Below are 21,685 nucleotides of genomic sequence, written 5' to 3' on the forward strand. Positions count from 1 at the left end.
ATAGAACGGCAGGCAAAGAAAAAGCCGCGGCTGGCCGCGGCTTTTTCTTTATACAGACAGTGACGGCTTAGCCGATCACACGCTTCACCGTATCGACCACATGGGTCACGGTGAAACCGAACTGCTCAAACAGCTGCACCGCCGGTGCGGAGGCACCGAAGGTGGTCATGCCAACGACATCGCCGTCCAGGCCGACATACTTGCGCCAGAAGTCGGACGTGGCCGCTTCCACTGCGACGCGCGCACGGCACCAGCCCGGCAAGATCGCTTCGCGGTACTCGATCGGCTGTGCATCGAACAGTTCCGTGCACGGCATCGACACCACCCGCACCGGAACGTTCTGCTGTGCCAGTGTGCGGGCCGCTTCCATCGCCAATTCCACTTCCGAACCGGTGGCGATCAGGATGGCCTTGAACTTGGTGTCCTGCGGATCAGACAGCACGTAAGCGCCGCGCGTGATGTCAGCGACCTGCTGCGCGGTGCGCTGCTGGTGCTTGAGGTTCTGGCGCGAGAACACCAGACACGCCGGGTTGCCCTTGCGCTCGATGGCGGCCTTCCACGACACCGCCGTCTCTACCGCGTCGCACGGACGCCACAGCTGGTTGTTCGGGATGTAGCGCAGCGAGGCCATATGCTCCACCGGCTGATGGGTCGGGCCGTCTTCGCCCAGACCAATCGAGTCGTGCGTGTACACGTGGATGGCGTGCGCCGGGATCAACGCACTCATGCGCACCGCGTTGCGCGCATAGTCGGAGAACACCAGGAAGGTGGCATCGTACGGGATGAAACCGCCATGCAACGCCAGACCATTGGCAATGGCTGTCATGCCGAACTCGCGCACGCCGTAGTAAACGTAGTTGCCCTTCGGGTTGTGCCCATTGCCGGCATCGACGCTACCCGACCATTTGGTGAGGTTGGAGCCAGCCAGATCTGCGGAACCGCCAATCAGTTCCGGCAGCAGCGGCGCAAACGCTTCGATGGCCATCTGCGAAGCCTTGCGCGAAGCGACCGTGGGACCATCGGCCTGCATCTTCTCGACATAGGCCTGCGACTTCTGCGCCCAATCGGACGGCAGGTCGCCGGACACGCGACGGTTGAATTCAGCCGCCAACTCTGGGAACGCCGAGGTGTACTTGGCGACCGCATCGTGCCACTTCTCCTCGCGCTCAGCACCGGCCTTCTTGTGATCCCAACCAGCGTAGATCTCGGCGGGAATCTCAAACGGGGCGTAACGCCAGTCCAGCTCGTCACGCGCTGCGGCGACTTCGTCCTTGCCCAGCGCGGCGCCGTGACTTTCTTCCTTGCCCTGCTTGTGCGGCGCGCCGAAACCGATGATGGTGCGCGCGCAGATCAGCGTGGGCTTCTCCGATTGGCTGGTAGCCGCGGTGATGGCCTTCTTGATGGCCTCGGCGTCATGACCGTCCACGCCGCGGATCACATTCCAACCGTAGGCCTCGAAACGCTCCGGGGTGTTGTCGGTGAACCAGCCGTGCACTTCGCCGTCGATAGAGATGCCGTTGTCGTCATAGACGGCGACCAGCTTACCGAGCTTCCACGTACCCGCCAGCGAAGCGACTTCGTGCGAGATGCCTTCCATCAGGCAGCCGTCACCCAGGAACACATAGGTGTGGTGGTTGATGATCTCGTGGCCCGGTCGGTTGAAGTGATCCGCCAGCACCTTCTCCGCCAACGCGAAACCCACGGCATTGGCCAGACCCTGGCCCAGCGGGCCGGTGGTGGTTTCCACGCCTGGGGTTTCACTGGCTTCCGGATGGCCGGCCGTCTTGGAATGCAGCTGGCGGAAGCGCTTGAGCTGATCCATCGGCAGGTCGTAGCCGGTCAGGTGCAGCAGCGCGTACTGCAGCATCGATCCATGGCCATTGGAGAGCACGAAACGGTCGCGGTTGAACCACTTCGGATTGGTCGGGTTGTGCTGAAGGAAGTCGTTCCACAGCACCTCGGCGATATCCGCCATGCCCATGGGCATGCCCGGGTGGCCGGAATTGGCCTGCTCCACGGCGTCCATGGCGAGGGCGCGCACGGCGTTGGCGAGTTCGCGACGGGTTGTCATCTAAGGGGGTCTCCGGGGAAAGGCGGCCATAAAAGTCGCCATTGTCGCCGATCCCACGCCCGCCTGTCGCCATCAGTACTGCCCCAGAATTGCCCTAAGGATTAACACAACCTTAATAGTGGACTAACCGGTATTGAAACTAAGGGCCCTCTTACCCATCTAAGGAACAGCACCGTCGGCACGAGGTGCCCAGCCGCGCAACACCGAACCCCCGGAGACGCGGACTGGCCCAATAAGACAAAGAGGAGTACCCCCATGAAGAACACCATTCTTGCCCTCGCCCTGGCTACGGCCGGTCTCGCCACTGTCCCGGCGGCTTTCGCCCAGGACGCTGGTAACGCCCAGCAGGGCTGGTATGTCGGCGCCAACGCCGGTTACGGCCAGACCCAGAAGGGTCCCTACGACAACGGCAGCTTCGCCGGCGGCGTGAAGGGTGGTTACCGCTTTGCCATCAACCCCGATACCTCGGTGGGTGCTGAAGTGGGTTATGTCTACCTGGGCCGTTCTGACGCGCGTGGCGCGTACACCCAGAACTACGCCAACTACAACGGCAACAACGGCCAGTCCAAGCTGCAGGGCGCCACCGCCGGTCTGAACCTGCGCTACAGCTTCAGCCCGAACTGGTACGGCGAAGTCCGTGGCGGCGCTTTCTTCGCCAAGGGCTCGGGCCTGACCGATGACAAGTACAACCCGCAGACGGTTAACTTCAACAGCACCCGCTACTACGCTGGTCTGGGCGCTGGTTACAACATCAACAAGAACATCAGCGTTGGCCTGAACTGGGACTACTACGACGGCAGCCAGAGCGACAAGAACATCCACCTGCCGACCAACCTGTACAGCGTCAGCGCGGAATACCGCTTCTGATCCATCGGTTGGTATGAAACAAAAACGGGCGCCGCAAGGCGCCCGTTTTCTTTTGCCGCGGGAAAGCGGAAATCGCTTACTTGGCGTTCCACTGGCCCAGCGCGGCAAGACCGTTGTCCTTGGCGCGAGCCAGGACGGTCTTCTGCGCATCGGCGTAGTTGGCCTTCATGTCCTTGGACCACAGCTTCAGCGCAGCCTGCTGCATGGCGCGACCGTAGGAGAACGACAGCGGCCACGGATGCGGACCCATGCGGTTCATGGCGTTGAGGTGAGCGGTGGACTGCTCGTCCGTCTGGCCGCCCGAGAGGAACACGATGCCCGGCAGCGTGGCCGGCACGGTGGTCTTGAGCACACGCACGGTGGCTTCGGCGACTTCCTCGACCTCGGTCTGCTCGTCCGATTCCTTGCCCGGGATGACCATGCTGACCTTCAGAATGGTGCCTTCCAGCATCACGTTCTGCTCGTACAGCGCGTTGAACAGGCTACGCAGCACGGCTTCGTGCACTTCGTAGCTGACTTCGATGCTGTGGTCGCCGTCCATGATCACTTCCGGCTCAACCATCGGCACCAGACCAGCTTCCTGGCAAAGCGCGGCGTAACGGGCCAGCGCGTGGCAGTTCGCTTCGATGGCGGTGGAGGACGGATTGTCTTCGCTGATGTTGATGACCGCGCGCCACTTGGCGAACTGGGCACCCAGCTTCACGTATTCGGCGAGGCGCTCACGCAGGCCGTCGAGGCCTTCGGTCACCACGTCGCCCGGGAAACCGGCCAGCGGCACCGGGCCCTTGTCGACCTTGATACCCGGGATGATCCCGTTCTTCTTCATGATGGTGGTGAACGGCACACCGTCCTTGGTCGACTGACGGATGGTCTCATCGTACAGGATGGCACCCGAGATGTGCTCGCCGAGGGTCGGCGCGGTGAGCAGCAGCTCACGGTAGGCGCGACGGTTCTCTTCGGTGTTGTCGATGCCGACGGCCTCGAAACGCTTCTTGATGGTGTTGGTCGACTCATCGATGGCGATGATGCCCTTGCCGGGCGCGACCATAGCGAGGGCAACGCTTTCGAGATCTTCGATGCTCATGACAACTCCGGATACTTAGCGGTGTGGGCCGCACAAGGTGATGCCGCCCCGGTCAGGGCGGAGGCTGAAAGGCCGCGATTATAGGCCAAGCGGCCGCCCAGGGTCCGGAGAGGCCCTGAACGGCTCTGGGAAAGGGCCTGGAGCCTGCCTCAGGCCTGGTCGTATCCGGTCAACTTGCAAGCGTTGACGATGGACTGCCGCTGAGCGGGGTCAGCCGGCAAGTTGAACGGCACGATGAAATAGGTGTTGACCGGCTCGTGCGTGTTGTTCTTGAGGGCCGGGCCGTAGCGGAAATTCTTCACCACGCTCTTGGCCACGGCATCCAGGCCGCTCTGCGGCACCACCTTGCGCACTGTGACGTTCTGAGGAACGCCGTCCGAGCCGATCATGTAGCTCACCGCGACGCAACCGGGCTTGTCCATGTTGCTGCCGCTGTTGGGAATATCCGCGTCGACCTTGGTATTGAGCATGATCCAGTACGACTGGATCTGCTCGGGCCCGACCATGCGCTCATTCGACTGCGCAAGCAGGGGAGCCGCGCTCATTGCAGCCATTGCCAACACCAACGTCTGGGCCAGGCGACGTGACTTCGTGTTCATGGGAAACCTCCTGTTCGTGATCGGGGACGGTGCGGCGATTCTAGCGATACCGCGCCCCCGGCGATGACAGCGTGAAACGCGCCATCGTGCAGGAGAATGCCGTACAACGGAGCGCCATCGTCCGCCAACCCGGCCCACACCAGGTCAACGGACGATGGCGACTCAACGTAACTTGCTCAGAGGTCCCGCAAGCACTCCACCACACCCTCGGCGCCTACCGAGAGCAGCTTGAGTGTGTTGGTGCCACCGCCCTGGCCGATATGGTCGCCGTGAGTCAGCACGACACGATCGCCTTCGGCCAGCTTCCCTTCGATAAACAGCTGACGTACGGCGTCACGGGCCGAGCCGGCCGTGGTCTGCGATACGTGGGTGAACTTCACTGCTGTCACGTCGCGGAAGATGGACATACGACGACGCGCATCGGCGAACGGCGACAGCGCATAGATAGGCACCGCGCTGCGATAGCGTGAGAGCCACTGCGCAGTGGCGCCTGACTCGGTCAGCGCCACGATGGCACGCAGACCCAACTGGCTGGCCAACAACATAGCGGCCAGCGCGATGGCCTGATCGGTGCGATCCAGGTGGTGGCCCTGTGCGCCAGGATCTTCCTTCGGCTCGAACTGGCGCTCGGCTCCCAGGCAGATACGACGCAGTGCAGCCACGGCCTTGTCCGGGTGCGCGCCGGCAGCGGATTCCTCCGACAGCATCACCGCATCCGTACCGTCGATGACAGCATTAGCCACGTCCATCACTTCTGCGCGGGTCGGGATGGGTGAGCGCACCATCGACTGCAGCATCTGTGTGGCCGTGATGACGGCGCGATTGCGCTGCACCGACTCGCGGATGATTTTCTTCTGCAGGCCGGGCAGTTCGGCATCACCGATTTCCACGCCCAGGTCGCCGCGCGCCACCATCACTACGTCGGACGCGTCGATGATCTCGCCGAGCACCGGGATGGCATCGGCACGTTCGATCTTGGCCACCAGCGATGCCTTGCCACCGGCTTCTTCGAGCAGGCGACGGGCCAGATTCATGTCGGCGGCGGAACGCACGAAAGAGACTGCGAGGAAATCGCAGCCGATCTCCGCGGCCAACTTGATGTCTGCCTTGTCCTTGTCGGACAGCGCGTCCACCGAAAGGCCACCGCCCTGGCGGTTGAGGCCCTTGCGATCGGAGAGCTTGCCAGCGACCAGTACCGTGCAATGGATTTCCGCCCCGACCACCGAATCCACGGTGAGTGCGACGAGGCCGTCATCGAGCAGCAGTACGTCGCCAGCAGACACGTCCTTGGGCAGGTCGTGATAGCTGACGCCCACGCGCGTGGCGTCACCGAGCGGGGCATTCGGGCTGCAATCGAGCACAAAGCTGTCACCAACGCGAAGCTCCACCGGACCATTGGCGAATTTCTCGACGCGAATCTTGGGACCCTGCAGGTCGGCGAGCACGCCTACCTCACGGCCGAGCTTCAACGCGATATCGCGCACGGCAGTGGCGCGGGCGCGGTGATCGTCCGGCAGACCGTGGGAGAGGTTCAGACGAACCACATCCACGCCTTCGGCGATGATTTTTTCGAGCATGCCAGGCGCATCGGTAGCGGGACCGAGGGTGGCAACAATTTTTGTGCGGCGCAATGGATTTTCGGTAGTCATACTTCGAGACTAGCAAAACCACGCGCGCGGTCCAGAGGGTTTTTGCCGCCTTTTTCACCCCCGTTCGCATCACTAAAGTGGACTGCATGTGGCATGCGGACCAGCTGGACCGACTGGTATTACTAGTTCGGCGTGAATATTGAGTCTGCGCGAATCACTGGTCTGGTTATCGAGCCAACGGACGTCCAAACACTGGTGTCATGACCAGCCATCTTCAAATCCACTCGCGGCGTCTGCTCAAGCCGTAGACGCATGAGTCGAAATGGCCCGGACGAATGGGCCGATCGCAGCGAAACTTCATCGCTGCATTGCAACAAACACAGAGCAAAAGAATGGGCCAACCCAGGCAAGGCCGGCCCACGATGATGTGCGTTTCCACCCTCCCCGCACACAGGTGCGAGCAGGCTTGCGTCAGTGCGAGAGCGTCAGATTGAGCACTTCGGCCAACCGGCGACCCGCTTCGCGCAGGCGCAACTCAGCCACCGGCAGTTCCTTATCCACATAGGCCTGATCGATCTTGTGACCGTTGGGATAGATGTCGCGCGAGATCGCGCACGACTCTTCGGCCCACTGTGCATAGGCGTTGTCGTAGGGCGGGATCGGCTGCGGCAAGGTCACCGTGCCTTCGCTCTCCAGCTTGTCCGCGTACGCCTTGTAGTCGAGGCCGCTGGTCTTGAGCATGCCCGAGTCCCACACGCTATGCAGGTTGGTGCCCTTGTCGTTGAACTGCACCTGGTACTCGTTGCCGCCCTTGTCGTCACGCGAGCCCGCGTGCAGTGGCTGGTGTTCGTCGCCGATGAAGTGAACGACGAACTTCAACGCCTCCAGACGCGCCGCGTCCGGTTGGCTCTTGTCGCCCAGGATCTGCACGTAAAGATCGATCCCGGCAACCACGCAACGATCGCCTTTGCAGTCACGCGGCGGCGTGTAGTTGCAGTCACCCGAAATGAAATTGATGTAGTGCAGGCCGTTGGTCTGCTTCCACAGCGCGTCCTTGGTGGGATCGTTGCGGATCTCGTCCGGCCAGCTGGCGATATCGGCCAGGGACTTGGTGTGATCCGGCGCGAGCAGGCGCTCCACTTCCGCTTCCGCCGCCGGGCTCAAGTGGCGCTGCGCCAAGTCGGCCACGACGCTGTGGCCAAGCTGGCCCCATGCGTGCGCGGCGGGCGCCAAGGCGAAACAGATGAGAGCGGCGGCAACGGTTCGGCGCGGGAATGGCATGGTGCAGTGGTTCTTTGTAAGGAAACGATCGAGTTTGCCACAGCCTCATGACAGGTCCGCGCCGACAACCCTCAGCCTTCGCCTGGGATCGAAAGCTGCTTGCCGTCCCCATCGTGCACGCTCACATCCACCTTGATGCCCTGCCGCACGCTCTGCGTGACGATGCAGAAGTCTTCGAACTGGGCTAGCACGCGATCGAGATGCTCGTACACCTCTGCCTTGTCGGCCAGTTGCAGGTCCACACCGATATGGGTGATGCGCAAACGGCCCTGCTCATTACGCGTCAGGGTGAGCTTGGCCTTTGCGCCCATGGTGCCGGGCGCGTTCTTGTACTTGCGCAGCGCGAACAACAGGCTAGCGGCCAGGCAGTTGGCCACGGCCGTGGCCATCATCCGCGAGGGGTTGGGCCCCGCGTTGCCACCCAGTGGCGCGGTTTCGTCCGTGATGAGGTCGGGAATCGGGGTGTCGTCGAAGCGCACGCGGAACTCGTAATCCGACACCTGCTCGAGGGTGATGCCAAAGCTCTGTTCTGTCTCGCTCATGCCAAACTCCTGGTGGGCCGGGGCGCCCGAAAGAAAAGCCGATTCAAGCGCTTCCGGCGTCCGCTGAACAGCCCCATCCGGGTTAACTGGCCCTAGATGGGAGCCGCGGGCCGGTTCAGGCTAAAATGACGGTTTTACGGCGGTCCCACAGCCGCCATTTTCGTCATCTCACCGGAGGACGCTGTCCCATGGCAATTAAGGTCGCCATCAACGGTTACGGTCGCATTGGCCGCAACATTCTGCGCGCGCTGTACGAAGCCGGTCGCACCAACGAGATCCAAATCGTTGCGATCAATGACCTCGGCAATGCCGAGACCAATGCGCACCTGACCCAGTACGACACCGCGCACGGCAAGTTCCCGGGCACTGTGTCCGTGGAAGGCGGCGACCTGATCGTCAACGGCGACCGCATCAAGGTCTGCGCCGAGCGTGACCCCTCCAAGCTGCCGTGGGACGCCCTGGGCGTCGACGTGGTGCTGGAGTGCACCGGTCTGTTCACCTCCAAGGCTAAGGCCAGCGCGCATATCGCTGCCGGCGCCAAGAAGGTGATCATCTCCGCCCCTGGCGATAAGGACGTGGACGGCACCTTCGTCATCGGCGTGAACGACGACAAGCTCACCTCCAAGCTGGAAGTGATCTCCAACGCGTCGTGCACCACCAACTGCCTTGCTCCGCTGGCCAAGGTGCTGCACGAGAAGATCGGCATCCAGCGCGGCCTGATGACGACCATCCACGCCTATACCAACGACCAGGTGCTGACGGACGTCTATCACTCCGACCTGCGCCGCGCCCGTTCGGCCACGCACTCGCAGATCCCGACCAAGACCGGCGCTGCCGCTGCGGTCGGCCTGGTGCTGCCGGAACTCAACGGCAAGCTGGACGGTTTCGCCATGCGCGTGCCGACCATCAACGTGTCGGTCGTGGACCTTGTGTTCGACGCCGCCCGTCCGACCACCAAGGAAGAGGTTGACCAAGTCATCAGCGAAGCCGCCAACGGTCCGCTGAAGGGCATCCTGGCCGTCAACACTCAGCCGCTGGTGTCGATCGACTTCAACCACAACCCGGCTTCGTCCACCTATGACGCCACGCAGACGCGCGTCATGGAAGGCACCCTTGTGAAGGTGCTGTCGTGGTACGACAACGAGTGGGGCTTCTCCAACCGCATGCTCGATATGACCATCGCGCTGATGGCTGCCAAGTAAGCTACTCGCCAACGTAGTACACACAAAAGCCGGGCCATGCCCGGCTTTTGTTTTTCCTGTACTCCGTACGCGGCATGCGGTCGCACAACTCCACTACGCATCATCGACTTGATCCAGATCAGCGCAGCAGGCATGCGCTGGCGCAATCGTTCAGGCTTTTCCAACCACGCCCTTTCGGAGATACCCGATGATTCGCCAAGTCCTGGCCCTCGCCCTACTCGGCCTTTCCGCCACACCCCTGTGGGCCGCCGATTGCACTGCCACCATCGACGGCAACGATGCCATGCAGTACGACCTGAAGAGCATCACCGTGCCCAAGACCTGCAAGCAGTTCACCGTGACGCTCAAGCACACGGGCAAGCTGCCCAAGGCGTCGATGGGCCACAACTGGGTGCTGGGCACAGCGGCCGATGAGCCGGGCATCATTGCCGACGGCATGAAGGCCGGCGCAGACCAGAACTACATCAAGCCCGGCGACACACGCGTTATCGCCCACACCAAGCTGATCGGCGGCGGCGAGTCCGACAGCGCCACCTTCCTGGTATCCGAGCTCAAAGCGGGCGAAAGCTATGCTTACTTCTGCACCTTCCCGGGCCATGCCGCCCTGATGAAGGGCACGTTGACGCTTGCCCCGTAAAGCGGCCATCGCACAAAAAAGAAAAAGGCCGGTTTATCCGGCCTTTTCTTGTCAACGCGGTAAGCGATGCCGTGCGACGCTTAACCGAGCGCCGTCAGCGCCGCATCGTAGTTCGGCTCGTGAGCAATCTCGCCGACCATTTCGCTGTGCACGACATTGTTCTGGCCATCCAGCACGACTACGGCACGCGCCGCGAGGCCAGCCAGCGGACCGGATGCGATCGCCACACCGTAGTTCTTGAGGAAGTCATGGCCACGCAGTGTCGAGAGCGTGACGACGTTGCTCAATCCTTCCGCACCGCAGAAGCGTGCCTGCGCGAACGGCAGGTCAGCGGAGATGCACAGCACCACAGCGTTGTCGAGCTCACTCGCCTTCTCGTTGAAGCGGCGCACGGACGTGGCGCACGTCGGCGTGTCGACGCTGGGGAAAATGTTCAGCACCTTGCGCTTGCCATCAAAGCTGGCGAGCGTCACGTCGGCCAGATCCTTGCCGACCAGCGAGAACGCAGGCGCTGCATCACCCTTGGCGGGGAAATGACCGTCGACCTGGACCGGATTGCCTTTCAGCGTGACTTGGGACATGGGACACCTCGTTGGATGGGGTGCATAAGTAAACCATGGCTTTCGTCGAAAAGATGCGTGGAGCGGTCGCTCCATAGACTACCCAGCATTGGCAGCATCAACCGACAGGATTCAGGCGCGTACCGCCGCATCTTAAGGCAGACCTTGACGCGCATGAATGGCAAGAGTGCGACTGTCACTCTTGCACCGACTAGATCAGCATCTGCCCCTTCGTCGCGACGTGTCCAAATGTCGCGATGTGGCCTTACGCAATCAAAGTGGCTGCTTGCCAGTCCACTCCAATTGCAACCACAGTTTGGTGTCATCGCGCCCCCACTGGTCCGCACGATAGTCCGCCGCTTTCAGCAAAGCATTGAGCCCCGGCATCAGCACATAGGACAACGAGGCGTCCCATTCGCTGCCGTAACGCGCACTGCCCCGAACCGAGCGGAACTCGTGGTACGTGACCGTCCAGGCAAATCGACGTGCCACACCCGTGCGACCCAGTGGTCCGTTGAGTGTCACGTAGTAATCCTGCAAACCCGTCGCCGGAGTCACCGTGAACTGGTCGTCCCAACCGTTGAAGGCATGCATGCTGGCCAGTGGCGTTTGCAGTGCGGTGCAGCTATCGCCGCCAAGAAACTCCCAACCCAGCTTGCCCGTGATGCCCCATTGCGTCCATGACGGTTCTACCAGCCAGTACTTGTGCTCAAAACCCAAGGGATTATTGGCGTAGTCGTACTGACGCGCACCTTCTGCACTCCATCCAAAACCACCGTCTGCAGCCGGCTTGCCCGTCCAGCGGACGCCATAAGTGGCCGTGGACGCTGTGGCGACGTCCTTATCCTTGTGCAGATAGGCGTAGCCGACTACCTGTTGTCGCCCATGACCCCAGGCGACATGCAGCAAATGCGTGTTGAGATCGCGCTGACGAGCGAGCGGATTGATCGCATCCGGACCGGCCACACGATTCACGCGATCGATCCAGTCATAGCTGAAGGATCCAGTTCGCGGCGGGCTTCCATTGCAGGGCCACCGCATCGAAGGTCTGCTCGAACTGACGCCATGGTGCGGTACCGATCCAGCGCTGGTTGTCCAGCGTCATTTCCTGTCGCCCGACCTTGGCGCTCGCCGTGTCTACCTGCCAGGCAAGCCATGCCTGATTGAGAGCAGCCCCCTTGGGATCGGTGATGGAGGGGTACTGCGTTTGCCCGTTCGCCCCACTGTTGTAGTGATTGCCGGCACTCGCCGTGCCGACACCTTCAACGAAATAGCTCCAGCCGTAACCTATCTGGCTGCGTATGCCCAGCCGAAGACGCAGCGTATCGGCATAGGCGTGCGGCGAGTACGCGGCACTGTCCACCTGCTCATGGCGCAATCGCGCATTCCATTCCAACTGCACGCCGGTATCCGATGATTCCGACGACTGCGCAAGGGCCGCATCGGACAACCCAAGCAAGGCAAACGCAACGAAATACGTTTGAAAAGACGATGCACACTTCACGAACAACTCCTGTCGATGAACTACCGGGACGTGCCAGCAGTGTCGAAAAGAGCGGCTGTGAAAGCCCTGATCACCGTCAATCGTGCGACGTACCCACGTTCATTGTGACAGCGAGATTCGCAAGAACATACGACAACATGCCCACCAGATGAACGCGCCATTCACTATCTGCCACGCGCAGTGGCCCGCGAGCGTCTTGTTGACCGCTTGGACAGATTCGGAATCCACGCGACCGATCACGCTTGTTCGGGCCACGATATCGCCAACGTCAGGCAAGCATGCCGATGGCGCATCCAACCATGCCACCGACGCGTCACGACCGTCGATCATGCGGGGTAACCGTCATATCGTGCGAGAGTAACGCGGTGCATCCAACGCTCTGCTGAGGTAGGCGTCGAAGCACATCGCAACGTTGCGCAGCAGTAGCCGGCCACGCGGTGTGACGCGAATGACATTCGCATCCAGCTCGACGAGCCCATCGTCGACACACTGGTCCAGTCGCTCGAGTTCAGAGGCGAAAGCGTCGCCGAACCGAAAGCCCTTCCCTTCCATGAAACGCTGCATGTCGATCTGGCCGTGACACATCAGCTCCCCGATGACGGCCCGACGCAACTGATCGTCGTCGCTTAAGCGAATGCCGCGACTGACCGGTAGGCGCCCCGAAGCGAGCGCTGCTTCATAGCCCAGGAGATCACGTGCGTTCTGACTGTAGGTGTCGCCAACACGGCTGATCGCGCTCACGCCAAGACCCACGATGTCGCAGTCGCCATGGGTGGAGTAGCCCTGGAAGTTGCGCTGCAACGTGCCGGCCCGCTGTGCACGAACCAGTTCGTCATCGGCACGGGCGAAGTGATCCATGCCGACGTAGACGTAGCCGGCCTCGCACAGCATCCGGAAAGCGACGCCGAACAAAGCCAGGCGCGTCGATGAATCGGGTAGATCCTCGTCGTCGATCTGGTGCTGCGCTTTGAACAGATGCGGCAGATGGGCGTAGCCGTAGACCGCCACACGGTCTGGCGCCAACGCGATGACCTGCTCCAGCGTGCGCTGGAAACCATCGAGCGTCTGGCGCGGCAACCCATAGATCAGGTCCACGCTGACCGAGCCGTAGCCGGCGTCACGTGCCGCATCGATCACCTCGCGCGTCTGCTCTACGCTCTGGATGCGATTGACCGCCGCCTGCACGTCGGGATCGAAATCCTGGATACCTACCGACAGACGATTGAATCCAAGCGCGGCCAGATCACGCACATAGCGGCCATCCGCATAGCGCGGGTCGATCTCGATACCGTATTCCCGAATACCATCCCGGCGATAAGAGAAGTGTCCTTCGAGAGCAGCCACCAGCCGCGCCATGCGAGGCGCATCGAGGAAGTTCGGCGTACCACCGCCGAGATGAAGCTGCAGCAAGGGGCGTCCACGATCGAACAGCGAACCCGTGAGGGCGATCTCACGCCGCAGTACGTCGAGATAATGGTCAGCGCGGGTGACGTCGCGCGTGATAATGCGGGTGCAGCCACAGTAGAAGCACGGGCTGAAACAGAACGGCACATGCACGTAAAGCGACAACGGCTGCGGCGACGGTGTTTCGTTGGATGCGATGGCTGCCGCACGAAATGCGGCCTCATCAAAGCCCGTGTGGAACTGCGGCGCCGTCGGATAGCTTGTGTAACGAGGGCCGGGCACATCGTAACGGGCAACGAGTGCGGGATCGAATTCCGGAACGATGATGTTCGTGCGCATGCGCGGCAGTATCGCGGCGGCGGCGAACTACGGACCTGACGCCCATCAGGGCTCTGCGACAATTCGCACGCCACCGTGGGCACAGCCCACGGTGGCGCAGCGACGTCGTTTACTTCTTGAGCGGCGCGATGGTCTGCTCGATGGCGCCGAAGATGGACACGCCCGACGTATCGGTCACGTCGATGCGCAAGCTATTGCCAAACGACAGGAACGGCGTGGACGGCTTGCCGTCACGCAGGGTTTCTACCGTGCGCTGTTCGGCCAGGCACGAGGCGCCCTTGCTGGTGTCTTCGTTGGCGATGGTGCCCGAGCCAACAATGGTGCCGGCCGTCAACGGACGCGACTTGGCGGCATGCGCCACCAGTTGCGCGAAGTTGAACTGCATGTCCACGCCGCACTCGGCTTCACCGAACCACTGGCCGTTGAGCCAGGTGCGCATGGGCAAATGCAGCTTTTCATCCTGCCACGCATCGCCCAGTTCGTCCGGCGTCACAAACACCGGCGACAGTGCGGAGCGCGGCTTGGACTGCAGGAAGCCGAAACCCTTGGCGAGTTCGCCCGGAATCAGGTTACGCAGCGAGACGTCGTTGACCAGGCCAACCAGCTGGATGTGCGCAGCCGCCTGCGCCGGCGTCACCGCCATCGGCACGTCGTCGGTGATCACTACCACCTCGGCTTCCAGATCGATGCCGTAGTCCTCGCTCGGCACCACCACCGGATCACGGGGACCAAGGAAGCCGGCGCTGGTCGCCTGATACATCAGCGGATCGACATAAAAAGACTCCGGCACTTCCGCACCGCGCGCACGACGCACGCGCTCCACGTGCGGCAGGTAGGCGCTACCGTCGACGAATTCATAGGCGCGCGGCAGCGGCGCGGCCAGTGCGGTCATGTCGAGGGCGAACGCGCCATTCGCGGTGCCTGCGTTCAGTTCCTCGTACAGCGCGTTGAGACGCGGCGCCGCGCTCGACCAGTCGTCCAGCGCTGATTGCAGCGTCGGCGCAATGCCGGTGGCCTTGACCGCCTGCGTCAGCGCGCGATTGACGACAACCAAGGTGCCGTCGCGGCCGCCTTCCTTCAGTGAACCCAGTTTCATGCTTTGCTCCGTCGACCGTGCAGGGCACAGTCTGCCATCTTGTGTTGATCGTTAGTCCGATGCCGGACTTACTTGCCCGTGAAATGCTTGTGGATGCCCTGCCAGCACTCGTAGTAGTTACCCTGCAGCTCCGGCGAGGCCAGTGCCTGCTTGGTCGGCTGGATCACGCGGCGGGTTTCGAACATGAAGGCCATCGTGCCGGTAATGACGTCCGGCTGCGAAAGGTCGCGCGTGGACGCTTTCTCGTAAGTCGCCGCATCCGGGCCGTGGCCGCTCATGCAGTTGTGCAGCGAGGCGCCGCCCGGCGAGAAGCCCTCGGCCTTGGCGTCATACGCGCCGGTGATCAGCCCCATGAACTCGCTCGCGATATTGCGGTGGAACCACGGCGGGCGGAACGTATGCTGTGCCACCAGCCAGCGCGGCGGGAAGATCACGAAATCCATGTTGCTCACGCCGTCCGTATCACTCGGCGAATGCAGCACAAGGAAGATGCTCGGATCCGGGTGATCGAAGCTGATCGAGCCGATGGTGTTGAAGCGGCGCAGGTCGTACTTGTACGGCGCATAGTTGCCATGCCAGCCCACTACATCCAGCGGCGAGTGGTCGATGCCTGCGCGCCACAGGTTGCCACCAAACTTGGCGATCAACTCGAACTTACCTTCGACATCCTCGTAGGCGGCCACCGGCGTGAGGAAGTCACGCGGGTTCGCCAGACCGTTGCTGCCAATGGGGCCAAGGTCAGGCAGACGCAGCAGCGCACCGAAGTTCTCCGCGACATAGCCGCGCGCGGTGTCGTCGAGCAGCTCCACGCGGAAGCGCACGCCACGCGGGATCACGGCGATTTCCAGCGGCTCCAGCTCGATGACGCCCATCTCGGTGACCAGCTTCAGGCGCCCGTGCTGGGGCACGATCAGCAGCTCGCCGTCGGCGTTGTAGAAGAAGCGGCCCTTCATCGAGCGGTTGGCGGTGTAAACGTGGATGCCTACGCCGGTCTGGTCCGCCGCGCTGCCATTGCCGGCCACGGTGAACATACCGTCGATGAAGTCGGTGGGTTCGGCGGGCAGCGGGAACGGGCTCCAGCGCAACTGGTTCGGGTTGGCCGGAACCTCGTTGAAGCGGTTGTGGAAGCGGCCGTCCGGCATCGCCTCGAATGGGTGGTGCATGGCCGCCGGGCGGATGCGGTACAGCCAGCTGCGCCGGTTGCTGTGGCGCGGCGCGGTGAAGGCCGAGCCGGAGATCTGCTCGGCGTAGAGCCCATGGGCCGCCTGCTGCGGCGAGTTCTGCCCTTCGGGCAGCACCCCGGGCAGGGCCTCGGTGGCGAATTCGTTGGCGAAACCTGACTGATACTGCTGTTTGCTGGCTGACATGGAAGCTCCGCGATCTGCCCGAGTGCGGGGGCACCACACGCCCCTCGCGATCCTATTAATCTTGCCCTACAACCGTTGGCCGCCTCACCCCAAGGACGAGGCGTTGTTCGTCTATTGCAACAACATCACAAGGAACCCGCATGTCCGACTCGTATTCCTCGCTGGGCAATGCCCCTTCCAATCACTCTATCCAGGATCTGATCCAGCCCCTCGCTTCCGGCAAAGGTTGGATGAAGTTCCTGGGCATCGTGTTCATCATCGGCGGTGCCCTCTACGCCATCACCATCGTCGGCATCATCATCGCGTGGCTGCCGATCTGGATCGGCGTGCTGCTTCTGCAGTCCGCCGGCGCCCTTGAACGCGCCCAGGTCAGCGGTGACGTCGCCGCCATGAAGGAAGCCTTGACCAAGCTGCGCAGCTTCTTCGTGATCCAGGGCGTGATGATGATCGTCGGCATCGCCTTGTGGGTCCTGGCGTTGATCTTCTATGGCGCCGTGTTCGCCGCCATGCTGCACAACGGCGGGTCCTGGCGCTAAAACCCTCCGCTCAAAAAGGCCGCCCTTCCCGGGCGGCCTTTTTCTTTGCGGTTTACAGCACGCCGCGCTTCATCTGATCGCGTTCGATCGATTCGAACAGCGCCTGGAAGTTGCCTTCGCCGAAACCCTCGTTGCCCTTGCGCTGGATGATCTCGAAGAAGATCGGGCCGATGTTGTTCTGCGTGAAAATCTGCAGCAGCTTGCGCTGCTTGGTCTCCGGATCGGCATCGATCAGGATCTTGTTCTTCGCCAAGCGCGGCACGTCTTCGCCGTTGTTCGGAATGCGCATGTCGATCACGTCGAAATACGAGTCCGGCGTGTCGAGGAACTCCACACCCTTCTCGCGCATCGCTTCCACCGTGTCGTAGATGTTGTCGGTGAACAGGGCGATGTGCTGGATACCTTCGCCGTGGTACGCGTCGAGATACTCGTTGATCTGCGACTTCGGATCACTCGACTCGTTAAGCGGAATGCGCACGATGCCGTCCGGTGCGGTCATCGCCTTCGACACCAGACCCGTCTTGGCACCCTTGATGTCGAAGTAGCGGATCTCGCGGAAGTTGAACAAGCGCTCGTAGTAGTCGGACCACTTCTGCATGTTGCCGAAGTAGAGGTTGTGAGTGAGGTGATCGATGAAGGTGAGGCCAAAACCCTTCGGATTCTGGTCGGCGCCTGCGATCGGCTCGTAGTCGCCTTCGTAGATGCTGCCGTTGTCACCATAACGGTCGATCAGGTACAGCATGCAATCGCCGATGCCCTTCACCGCCGGCGCGTTCACTGCACGGCTGGCAAGCGCCTTTTCGCTCACGGCTTCACCGCCATTGCCGAGCACGACGCCATAGACGTCCTTCGCCGGCTTCTCGAAACGGATCGCGAAACCCGCTGCGCACGGGCCATGGGCCTCGGCGAATTCAGCCGCAAAGGAGTCGGGATCTTCGTTGACCAGCAGGTTCACACCGCCCTGGCGGTAGACCGTGATCGCGCGCGACTTGTGCTTGAGCACCGCGCTGAAGCCCATGCTCTTGAACAGGGTATGCAGCTCGTGGCTGCGACCGGCCGGGGCAGCGAATTCGACGAATTCGAATCCGTTGATGCCCATGGGGTTTTCGAAGGTGGTGACCTGCATGCCAAGATTGGGGTGCGCGCTCATGGGGCTCTCCTGATGGACCGGACTCGATGGCCTACGCCTGGGCATCCCAAGCGTGCGACCATCCTCATAATCCTCGCGTTATAGTTACATATGAAACCATTTGCAAGGAGCGTCGCAGCAGTGGCTGAAGAACACCATCCTGACCATGCCCCGCTGGAGCTGGAAAATTTCCTGCCTTACCGGCTGTCCATCCTCTCCAACGCGGTCAGCCAGGCGATTGCCGACGATTATCAACGCCGGTTTGACCTCAGCATGACGGAATGGCGCGTGATGGCCGTGCTGGCCCGCTTCGACGGTCTTTCCGCCCGTGAAGTGGCCGAGCGCACCCTGATGGACAAGGTGGCCGTGAGCCGCGCCCTGTCCAAGCTGGTGGAAACCGGCTGGGTGACCCGCGCCACGCACGACGGCGACAAGCGCCGCTCCGTGCTGGGCCTGAGCGAGGCCGGCTGGGCCATCCACGAGGTGGTGGCGCCCATGGCACGCGAGCACGAGCGCAACCTGATGTCCAAGCTGGACGAAGAGGAGCGCACCTGGCTGCTGCGCATCCTGGACAAGCTGCAGGCGATCGAGCCGAAGTAATCGCTGACACTGCCGCGCCCTCTAGCCCGTCATTCCCGCGAAAGCGCGAATGACGGGTAGATGGGGTCTCCTTACTTCACGCCATGCATCAGGCGGTTGATCAGCGGTGCGATCAGGAACAGCAAGGTGCCGGCGCCAGCCAGCAGCCAGAAGCTGAAAGTGAAGCCGCTGAGGGCCGAGGCCACCGTCATGCCGGTCTCGCCACTTACATGTCCGGCGAAGATGCCCGACAAGTTGTTGCCGATGCCGGTGGACAGAAACCAGCCACCCATCGCAAAGCCCACCAGCCGCACCGGCGCCAGCTTGGTCACCATCGACAAGCCGATCGGTGACAGGCACAGCTCGCCCAGGGTCTGCAGCACATAGACCAACACCAGCGGCCAGAACGGAATCAGGTGACGGCTGTCCACGAGGCTGGACAGCGCGTACATCAGCACAATGAAGGCCACCGCATTGCCCAGCAGGCCCAGGCCGAACTTGCGCGGGATCGACGGCTCGATGTTGCGCTTGTCGAGCCAGCCCCACGCCAGCGATACGAACGGCGCCAGCAGTACCAGCGCCAGCGGCGCGACAGACTGGAACCAGCCCACCGGGAATTCCCAGCCGCCGAACATCTCGCGGTCCACGATGTTCTGCGCCAGGAAGTTGAACGAGCTGCCGGCCTGTTCGTAGAACATCCAGAACAGTACGTTGAACACGAAGATGATCAGCATGGCGAACACACGGTCGCGCTGCACTTTGCCCTCGCGGAAGCCTTCCACCAGCAGCAGCAGCGACAAGCCCACGAACAGCGCGCTCAGCATCCACTGCAGCACGATGGCGCCGGCCTTGGCCATCACCAGATACACCAGCGGAATCGCCAGTACGCAGCCGATCAACACGTAGAGCACGCGCATGCGGTTCGCCTGGTCCGCGGTCGGGCGACCCACGCCCTTCAACTGACGGCGCCCGATCCAGAACCACACCAGGCTGATCAGCATGCCGATGCCCGAGGCCAGGAACACCAGCTTGTAGTTCTGCTCCATGGGCGTGTCGGTGAAGTGGCTGGCCAACCAGCCGGTCAACAGAGGCGAGAACAGCGCGCCCGCGTTGATGCCCATGTAGAACAGGGTGAGGCCGCGATCGCGACGCGCGTCGCTCACGCCGTAAAGCTGCCCCACCATGGACGAGATATTCGGTTTGAACAGGCCGTTACCCACGATCACGGTGGACAGGCCGAGTAGGAATATCTGCTCGTTCGGCAGCATGATCATGAACAGGCCAGCCGACATCACCACCGCGCCAACCAGGATCGAGCGCTGGTATCCAAGGACGCGATCCGCCACGTAGCCGCCAAACACCGCCGCCGCGTAGACCAGCGCCAGATAAGCGCCGTAGGTGCGACTGGCGAAGCCTTGGCCCGCGGCGTCGCCCTTGAAGAACTCCGCCACGATGTACAGCGTCAGCGCCCAGCGCATGCCGTAGAACGCAAAGCGCTCCCAGAACTCCGTCATGAAGAGCATCCACAACGGACGCGGATGCCCCATGGTCTGCGGGTAATCGGGCACCGACGGCGCGGTGGCAGTGTTGGTCTCGCTCATGCAAACCCCATGAAGACAGGAAGGGCACTCGCGTGCCGGTCGAAAGTTTTTGCGAACCGGGACATGTAACCGGCCACGCCCAGGCCCGTCAAATGCACCGCACCATTCCCTGGTCCCGCATCGGGCCGCTTCTTAGCGCACGCCATGCATCAAACGGTTGATCAGCGGTGAAATCAACAGCAGCAGTACACCTGCGCCCGCCAGCAACCAGAAGCTGAAGGTGAAGCCCGCCAGCGCGGACGCCGCCGTCATGCCGCTCTCTCCACTGATCTTTCCCGCCAGCAGGCCGGACAGATTGCCACCGACCGCCATCGACAGAAACCAGCCGCCCATGGCCACACCCACCACACGCGGCGGCGCCAGCTTGGTCACCATCGACAGGCCGATGGGCGACAGACACAGCTCGCCGACAGTCTGCAGCACGTAGCAAGCGGTCAGCGGCCAGAACGGGATCAGCCCATGGCTGTTGACCGAGTACGTCAGGGCATACATCAGCGCGGTAAAGCCGAGGCCGTTGAACACCAGCCCCAGGCCGAACTTACGTGGGATCGAGGGCTCCTGGTGGCGCTTGGCCAGCAGCGCCCACACCTGGGTCACCAAGGGCGCCAGCAGGATGATCGCCACGGGGCTCACCGACTGGAACCAGCCCACCGGGAACATCCAGCCACCGAACATCTCGCGGTCGACCATGTTCGCGGCAAGGAAGTTGAATGATGTACCCAGCTGGAAATACATCATCCAGAACAGGATGTTGAAGGCGAAGATGATCAGCATCGCGATCACTCGATCGAGCTGCACGCGATCGTGCCGCACCGCCTCCACCACCAGCATCGCGGCCACGCCAACAAACAACAGGCTCAACAGCCACTGCAGGCCGCTGGCGCCGATAAAGGCGAGCAGCAGATAGACCAGCGGCACCGCGACCACCACACCCAGCAGCACCCACACCACGCGCATGCGGCTCGCGGCCTCCGGCGCAGGCCGACCCACGTTCTTCAGGCCGCGGCGACCAAACCAGAACCAGAGCAGGCTCAACGCCATGCCGACACCGGCCGCTGCGAACACCACGCGATAGTTTTCCTGCGTCGGTGTATCTGTGAAATAACCCGCCAACCAGCCGGTCAGCAGCGGCGCGAGCAGCGCACCGCCATTGATGCCCATATAAAACAAGGTGAAACCGCGGTCGCGACGCTCATCCTTGGGGCCATACAACTGGCCGACCATCGTCGAAATGTTCGGCTTGAACAGGCCATTGCCCACCACGACCATCGCCAAGCCCAGCAGGAACAAATCCTTGCTCGGCAACATCACGACGAATAAGCCCAACGCCATCACCAGCGCGCCGATCAGGATCGAACGCTGGTAGCCAATGACCTTGTCCGCGACGAAACCACCAAAGATGCTGGTGGCATAGATCAGCGCGGTATAGGCGCCATAGATCTTGCTGGCCCAGGCTTCGCCTGCCGGATCGCCATGGAAGAAGTGCGCCACGATGTACAACGCCAGCGCCCAGCTCACGCTGTAGAACGCAAAGCGCTCCCAGAACTCGGTCATGAACAACATCCACAGCGGCCGTGGATGCCCCAGCATCTGCGGGAAATCAGGCGCGGACGCGGGTGCGGTCTCGGCGGTGTTGCTCATGCATGCCCCTTTGCAAGCAGAACGGCGCGCCAGGCGCCGTCACATCGTTGGGTTGGC

20 protein-coding genes are annotated in these 21,685 nt (G+C 62.3%); 5 read left to right on the forward strand and 15 right to left on the reverse strand.

Features of this window, described 5'->3' with window-relative positions:
• Positions 1 to 67: 67 nt before the first annotated feature.
• Positions 68 to 2,071, reverse strand: coding sequence for a transketolase (tkt, locus tag DYST_RS10505; protein ID WP_239951742.1), 2,004 nt, complete (start codon positions 2,069 to 2,071; stop codon positions 68 to 70).
• 255 nt (positions 2,072 to 2,326) lie between these two features.
• On the opposite strand from tkt, the gene DYST_RS10510 reads away from it, so the two are divergent.
• Positions 2,327 to 2,938: an outer membrane protein gene (locus DYST_RS10510; RefSeq protein WP_239951745.1), complete on the forward strand. Its 612-nt coding sequence runs from the start codon at positions 2,327 to 2,329 to the stop codon at positions 2,936 to 2,938.
• A gap of 76 nt (positions 2,939 to 3,014) precedes the next feature.
• On the opposite strand, the gene DYST_RS10515 is transcribed toward DYST_RS10510, so the two are convergent.
• The 5 genes from DYST_RS10515 to DYST_RS10535 form a co-directional block, all read right to left on the reverse strand.
• Positions 3,015 to 4,022 carry a class I fructose-bisphosphate aldolase gene (locus tag DYST_RS10515; protein WP_239951747.1) on the reverse strand — a complete coding sequence of 336 codons (1,008 nt, stop codon included), beginning with the start codon at positions 4,020 to 4,022 and terminating at the stop codon, positions 3,015 to 3,017.
• 149 nt (positions 4,023 to 4,171) lie between these two features.
• The gene (locus tag DYST_RS10520) at positions 4,172 to 4,621 is read right to left on the reverse strand and encodes an energy transducer TonB (protein WP_102302006.1); all 450 of its coding nucleotides are present in this window, start codon (positions 4,619 to 4,621) and stop codon (positions 4,172 to 4,174) included.
• 176 nt (positions 4,622 to 4,797) lie between these two features.
• The gene (gene pyk / locus DYST_RS10525) at positions 4,798 to 6,270 is read right to left on the reverse strand and encodes a pyruvate kinase (RefSeq protein WP_102302005.1); all 1,473 of its coding nucleotides are present in this window, start codon (positions 6,268 to 6,270) and stop codon (positions 4,798 to 4,800) included.
• Positions 6,271 to 6,681: 411 nt separating this feature from the next.
• Positions 6,682 to 7,491 (reverse strand): S1/P1 nuclease, encoded by an 810-nt coding sequence (locus DYST_RS10530; RefSeq protein WP_239951749.1) that lies wholly within the window; start codon positions 7,489 to 7,491, stop codon positions 6,682 to 6,684.
• Positions 7,492 to 7,562: 71 nt separating this feature from the next.
• Positions 7,563 to 8,033 (reverse strand): OsmC family protein, encoded by a 471-nt coding sequence (locus DYST_RS10535; RefSeq protein WP_239951751.1) that lies wholly within the window; start codon positions 8,031 to 8,033, stop codon positions 7,563 to 7,565.
• 188 nt (positions 8,034 to 8,221) lie between these two features.
• On the opposite strand from DYST_RS10535, the gene gap reads away from it, so the two are divergent.
• On the forward strand, positions 8,222 to 9,235 hold the full coding sequence (gene gap, locus DYST_RS10540; RefSeq protein ID WP_239951753.1) for a type I glyceraldehyde-3-phosphate dehydrogenase: 1,014 nt from the start codon (positions 8,222 to 8,224) through the stop codon (positions 9,233 to 9,235).
• Positions 9,236 to 9,422: 187 nt separating this feature from the next.
• Positions 9,423 to 9,872, forward strand: a complete 450-nt coding sequence (gene azu, locus DYST_RS10545) for an azurin (protein ID WP_239951755.1) — start codon at positions 9,423 to 9,425, stop codon at positions 9,870 to 9,872.
• A gap of 80 nt (positions 9,873 to 9,952) precedes the next feature.
• On the opposite strand, the gene tpx is transcribed toward azu, so the two are convergent.
• The 6 genes from tpx to hmgA all read right to left on the reverse strand — a co-directional run bounded on the left by tpx (position 9,953) and on the right by hmgA (position 16,142).
• Positions 9,953 to 10,453, reverse strand: coding sequence for a thiol peroxidase (gene tpx / locus DYST_RS10550; RefSeq protein ID WP_239951756.1), 501 nt, complete (start codon positions 10,451 to 10,453; stop codon positions 9,953 to 9,955).
• A 252-nt stretch (positions 10,454 to 10,705) separates the two neighbouring features.
• A complete protein-coding gene (locus DYST_RS10555; protein ID WP_239951758.1) occupies positions 10,706 to 11,407 on the reverse strand; it encodes a hypothetical protein in 702 nt (233 codons plus the stop codon).
• Between the two features lie 13 nt (positions 11,408 to 11,420).
• The gene (locus DYST_RS10560) at positions 11,421 to 11,936 is read right to left on the reverse strand and encodes an alginate export family protein (RefSeq protein WP_239951760.1); all 516 of its coding nucleotides are present in this window, start codon (positions 11,934 to 11,936) and stop codon (positions 11,421 to 11,423) included.
• 342 nt (positions 11,937 to 12,278) lie between these two features.
• Positions 12,279 to 13,679, reverse strand: coding sequence for an oxygen-independent coproporphyrinogen III oxidase (gene hemN / locus DYST_RS10565; protein WP_239951762.1), 1,401 nt, complete (start codon positions 13,677 to 13,679; stop codon positions 12,279 to 12,281).
• Between the two features lie 109 nt (positions 13,680 to 13,788).
• Positions 13,789 to 14,775 (reverse strand): fumarylacetoacetate hydrolase family protein, encoded by a 987-nt coding sequence (locus DYST_RS10570; RefSeq protein WP_239951764.1) that lies wholly within the window; start codon positions 14,773 to 14,775, stop codon positions 13,789 to 13,791.
• Between the two features lie 68 nt (positions 14,776 to 14,843).
• Positions 14,844 to 16,142: a homogentisate 1,2-dioxygenase gene (gene hmgA, locus DYST_RS10575; protein WP_239951766.1), complete on the reverse strand. Its 1,299-nt coding sequence runs from the start codon at positions 16,140 to 16,142 to the stop codon at positions 14,844 to 14,846.
• Between the two features lie 140 nt (positions 16,143 to 16,282).
• On the opposite strand from hmgA, the gene DYST_RS10580 reads away from it, so the two are divergent.
• The gene (locus DYST_RS10580; protein WP_102301994.1) at positions 16,283 to 16,678 is read left to right on the forward strand and encodes a DUF5362 domain-containing protein; all 396 of its coding nucleotides are present in this window, start codon (positions 16,283 to 16,285) and stop codon (positions 16,676 to 16,678) included.
• A 52-nt stretch (positions 16,679 to 16,730) separates the two neighbouring features.
• Here the strand turns inward: DYST_RS10580 and hppD are convergent, their stop codons facing one another.
• Positions 16,731 to 17,828, reverse strand: a complete 1,098-nt coding sequence (hppD, locus tag DYST_RS10585; protein ID WP_239951768.1) for a 4-hydroxyphenylpyruvate dioxygenase — start codon at positions 17,826 to 17,828, stop codon at positions 16,731 to 16,733.
• A 90-nt stretch (positions 17,829 to 17,918) separates the two neighbouring features.
• Between hppD and DYST_RS10590 the strand changes: the two genes are divergently transcribed.
• Positions 17,919 to 18,407: a MarR family winged helix-turn-helix transcriptional regulator gene (locus DYST_RS10590; protein ID WP_102301992.1), complete on the forward strand. Its 489-nt coding sequence runs from the start codon at positions 17,919 to 17,921 to the stop codon at positions 18,405 to 18,407.
• A 71-nt stretch (positions 18,408 to 18,478) separates the two neighbouring features.
• Here DYST_RS10590 and DYST_RS10595 read toward each other — a convergent pair whose 3' ends face one another.
• Together DYST_RS10595 and DYST_RS10600 are read right to left on the reverse strand one after the other, a co-directional pair.
• Positions 18,479 to 19,987 (reverse strand): peptide MFS transporter, encoded by a 1,509-nt coding sequence (locus tag DYST_RS10595; RefSeq protein WP_239951770.1) that lies wholly within the window; start codon positions 19,985 to 19,987, stop codon positions 18,479 to 18,481.
• A 132-nt stretch (positions 19,988 to 20,119) separates the two neighbouring features.
• Entirely contained in the window at positions 20,120 to 21,628 is a 1,509-nt protein-coding gene (locus DYST_RS10600; RefSeq protein WP_239951772.1) for a peptide MFS transporter, read from the reverse strand.
• Positions 21,629 to 21,685: the final 57 nt, after the last annotated feature.

It is taken from the genome of Dyella terrae, from assembly GCF_022394535.1.
Classification (GTDB): domain Bacteria; phylum Pseudomonadota; class Gammaproteobacteria; order Xanthomonadales; family Rhodanobacteraceae; genus Dyella.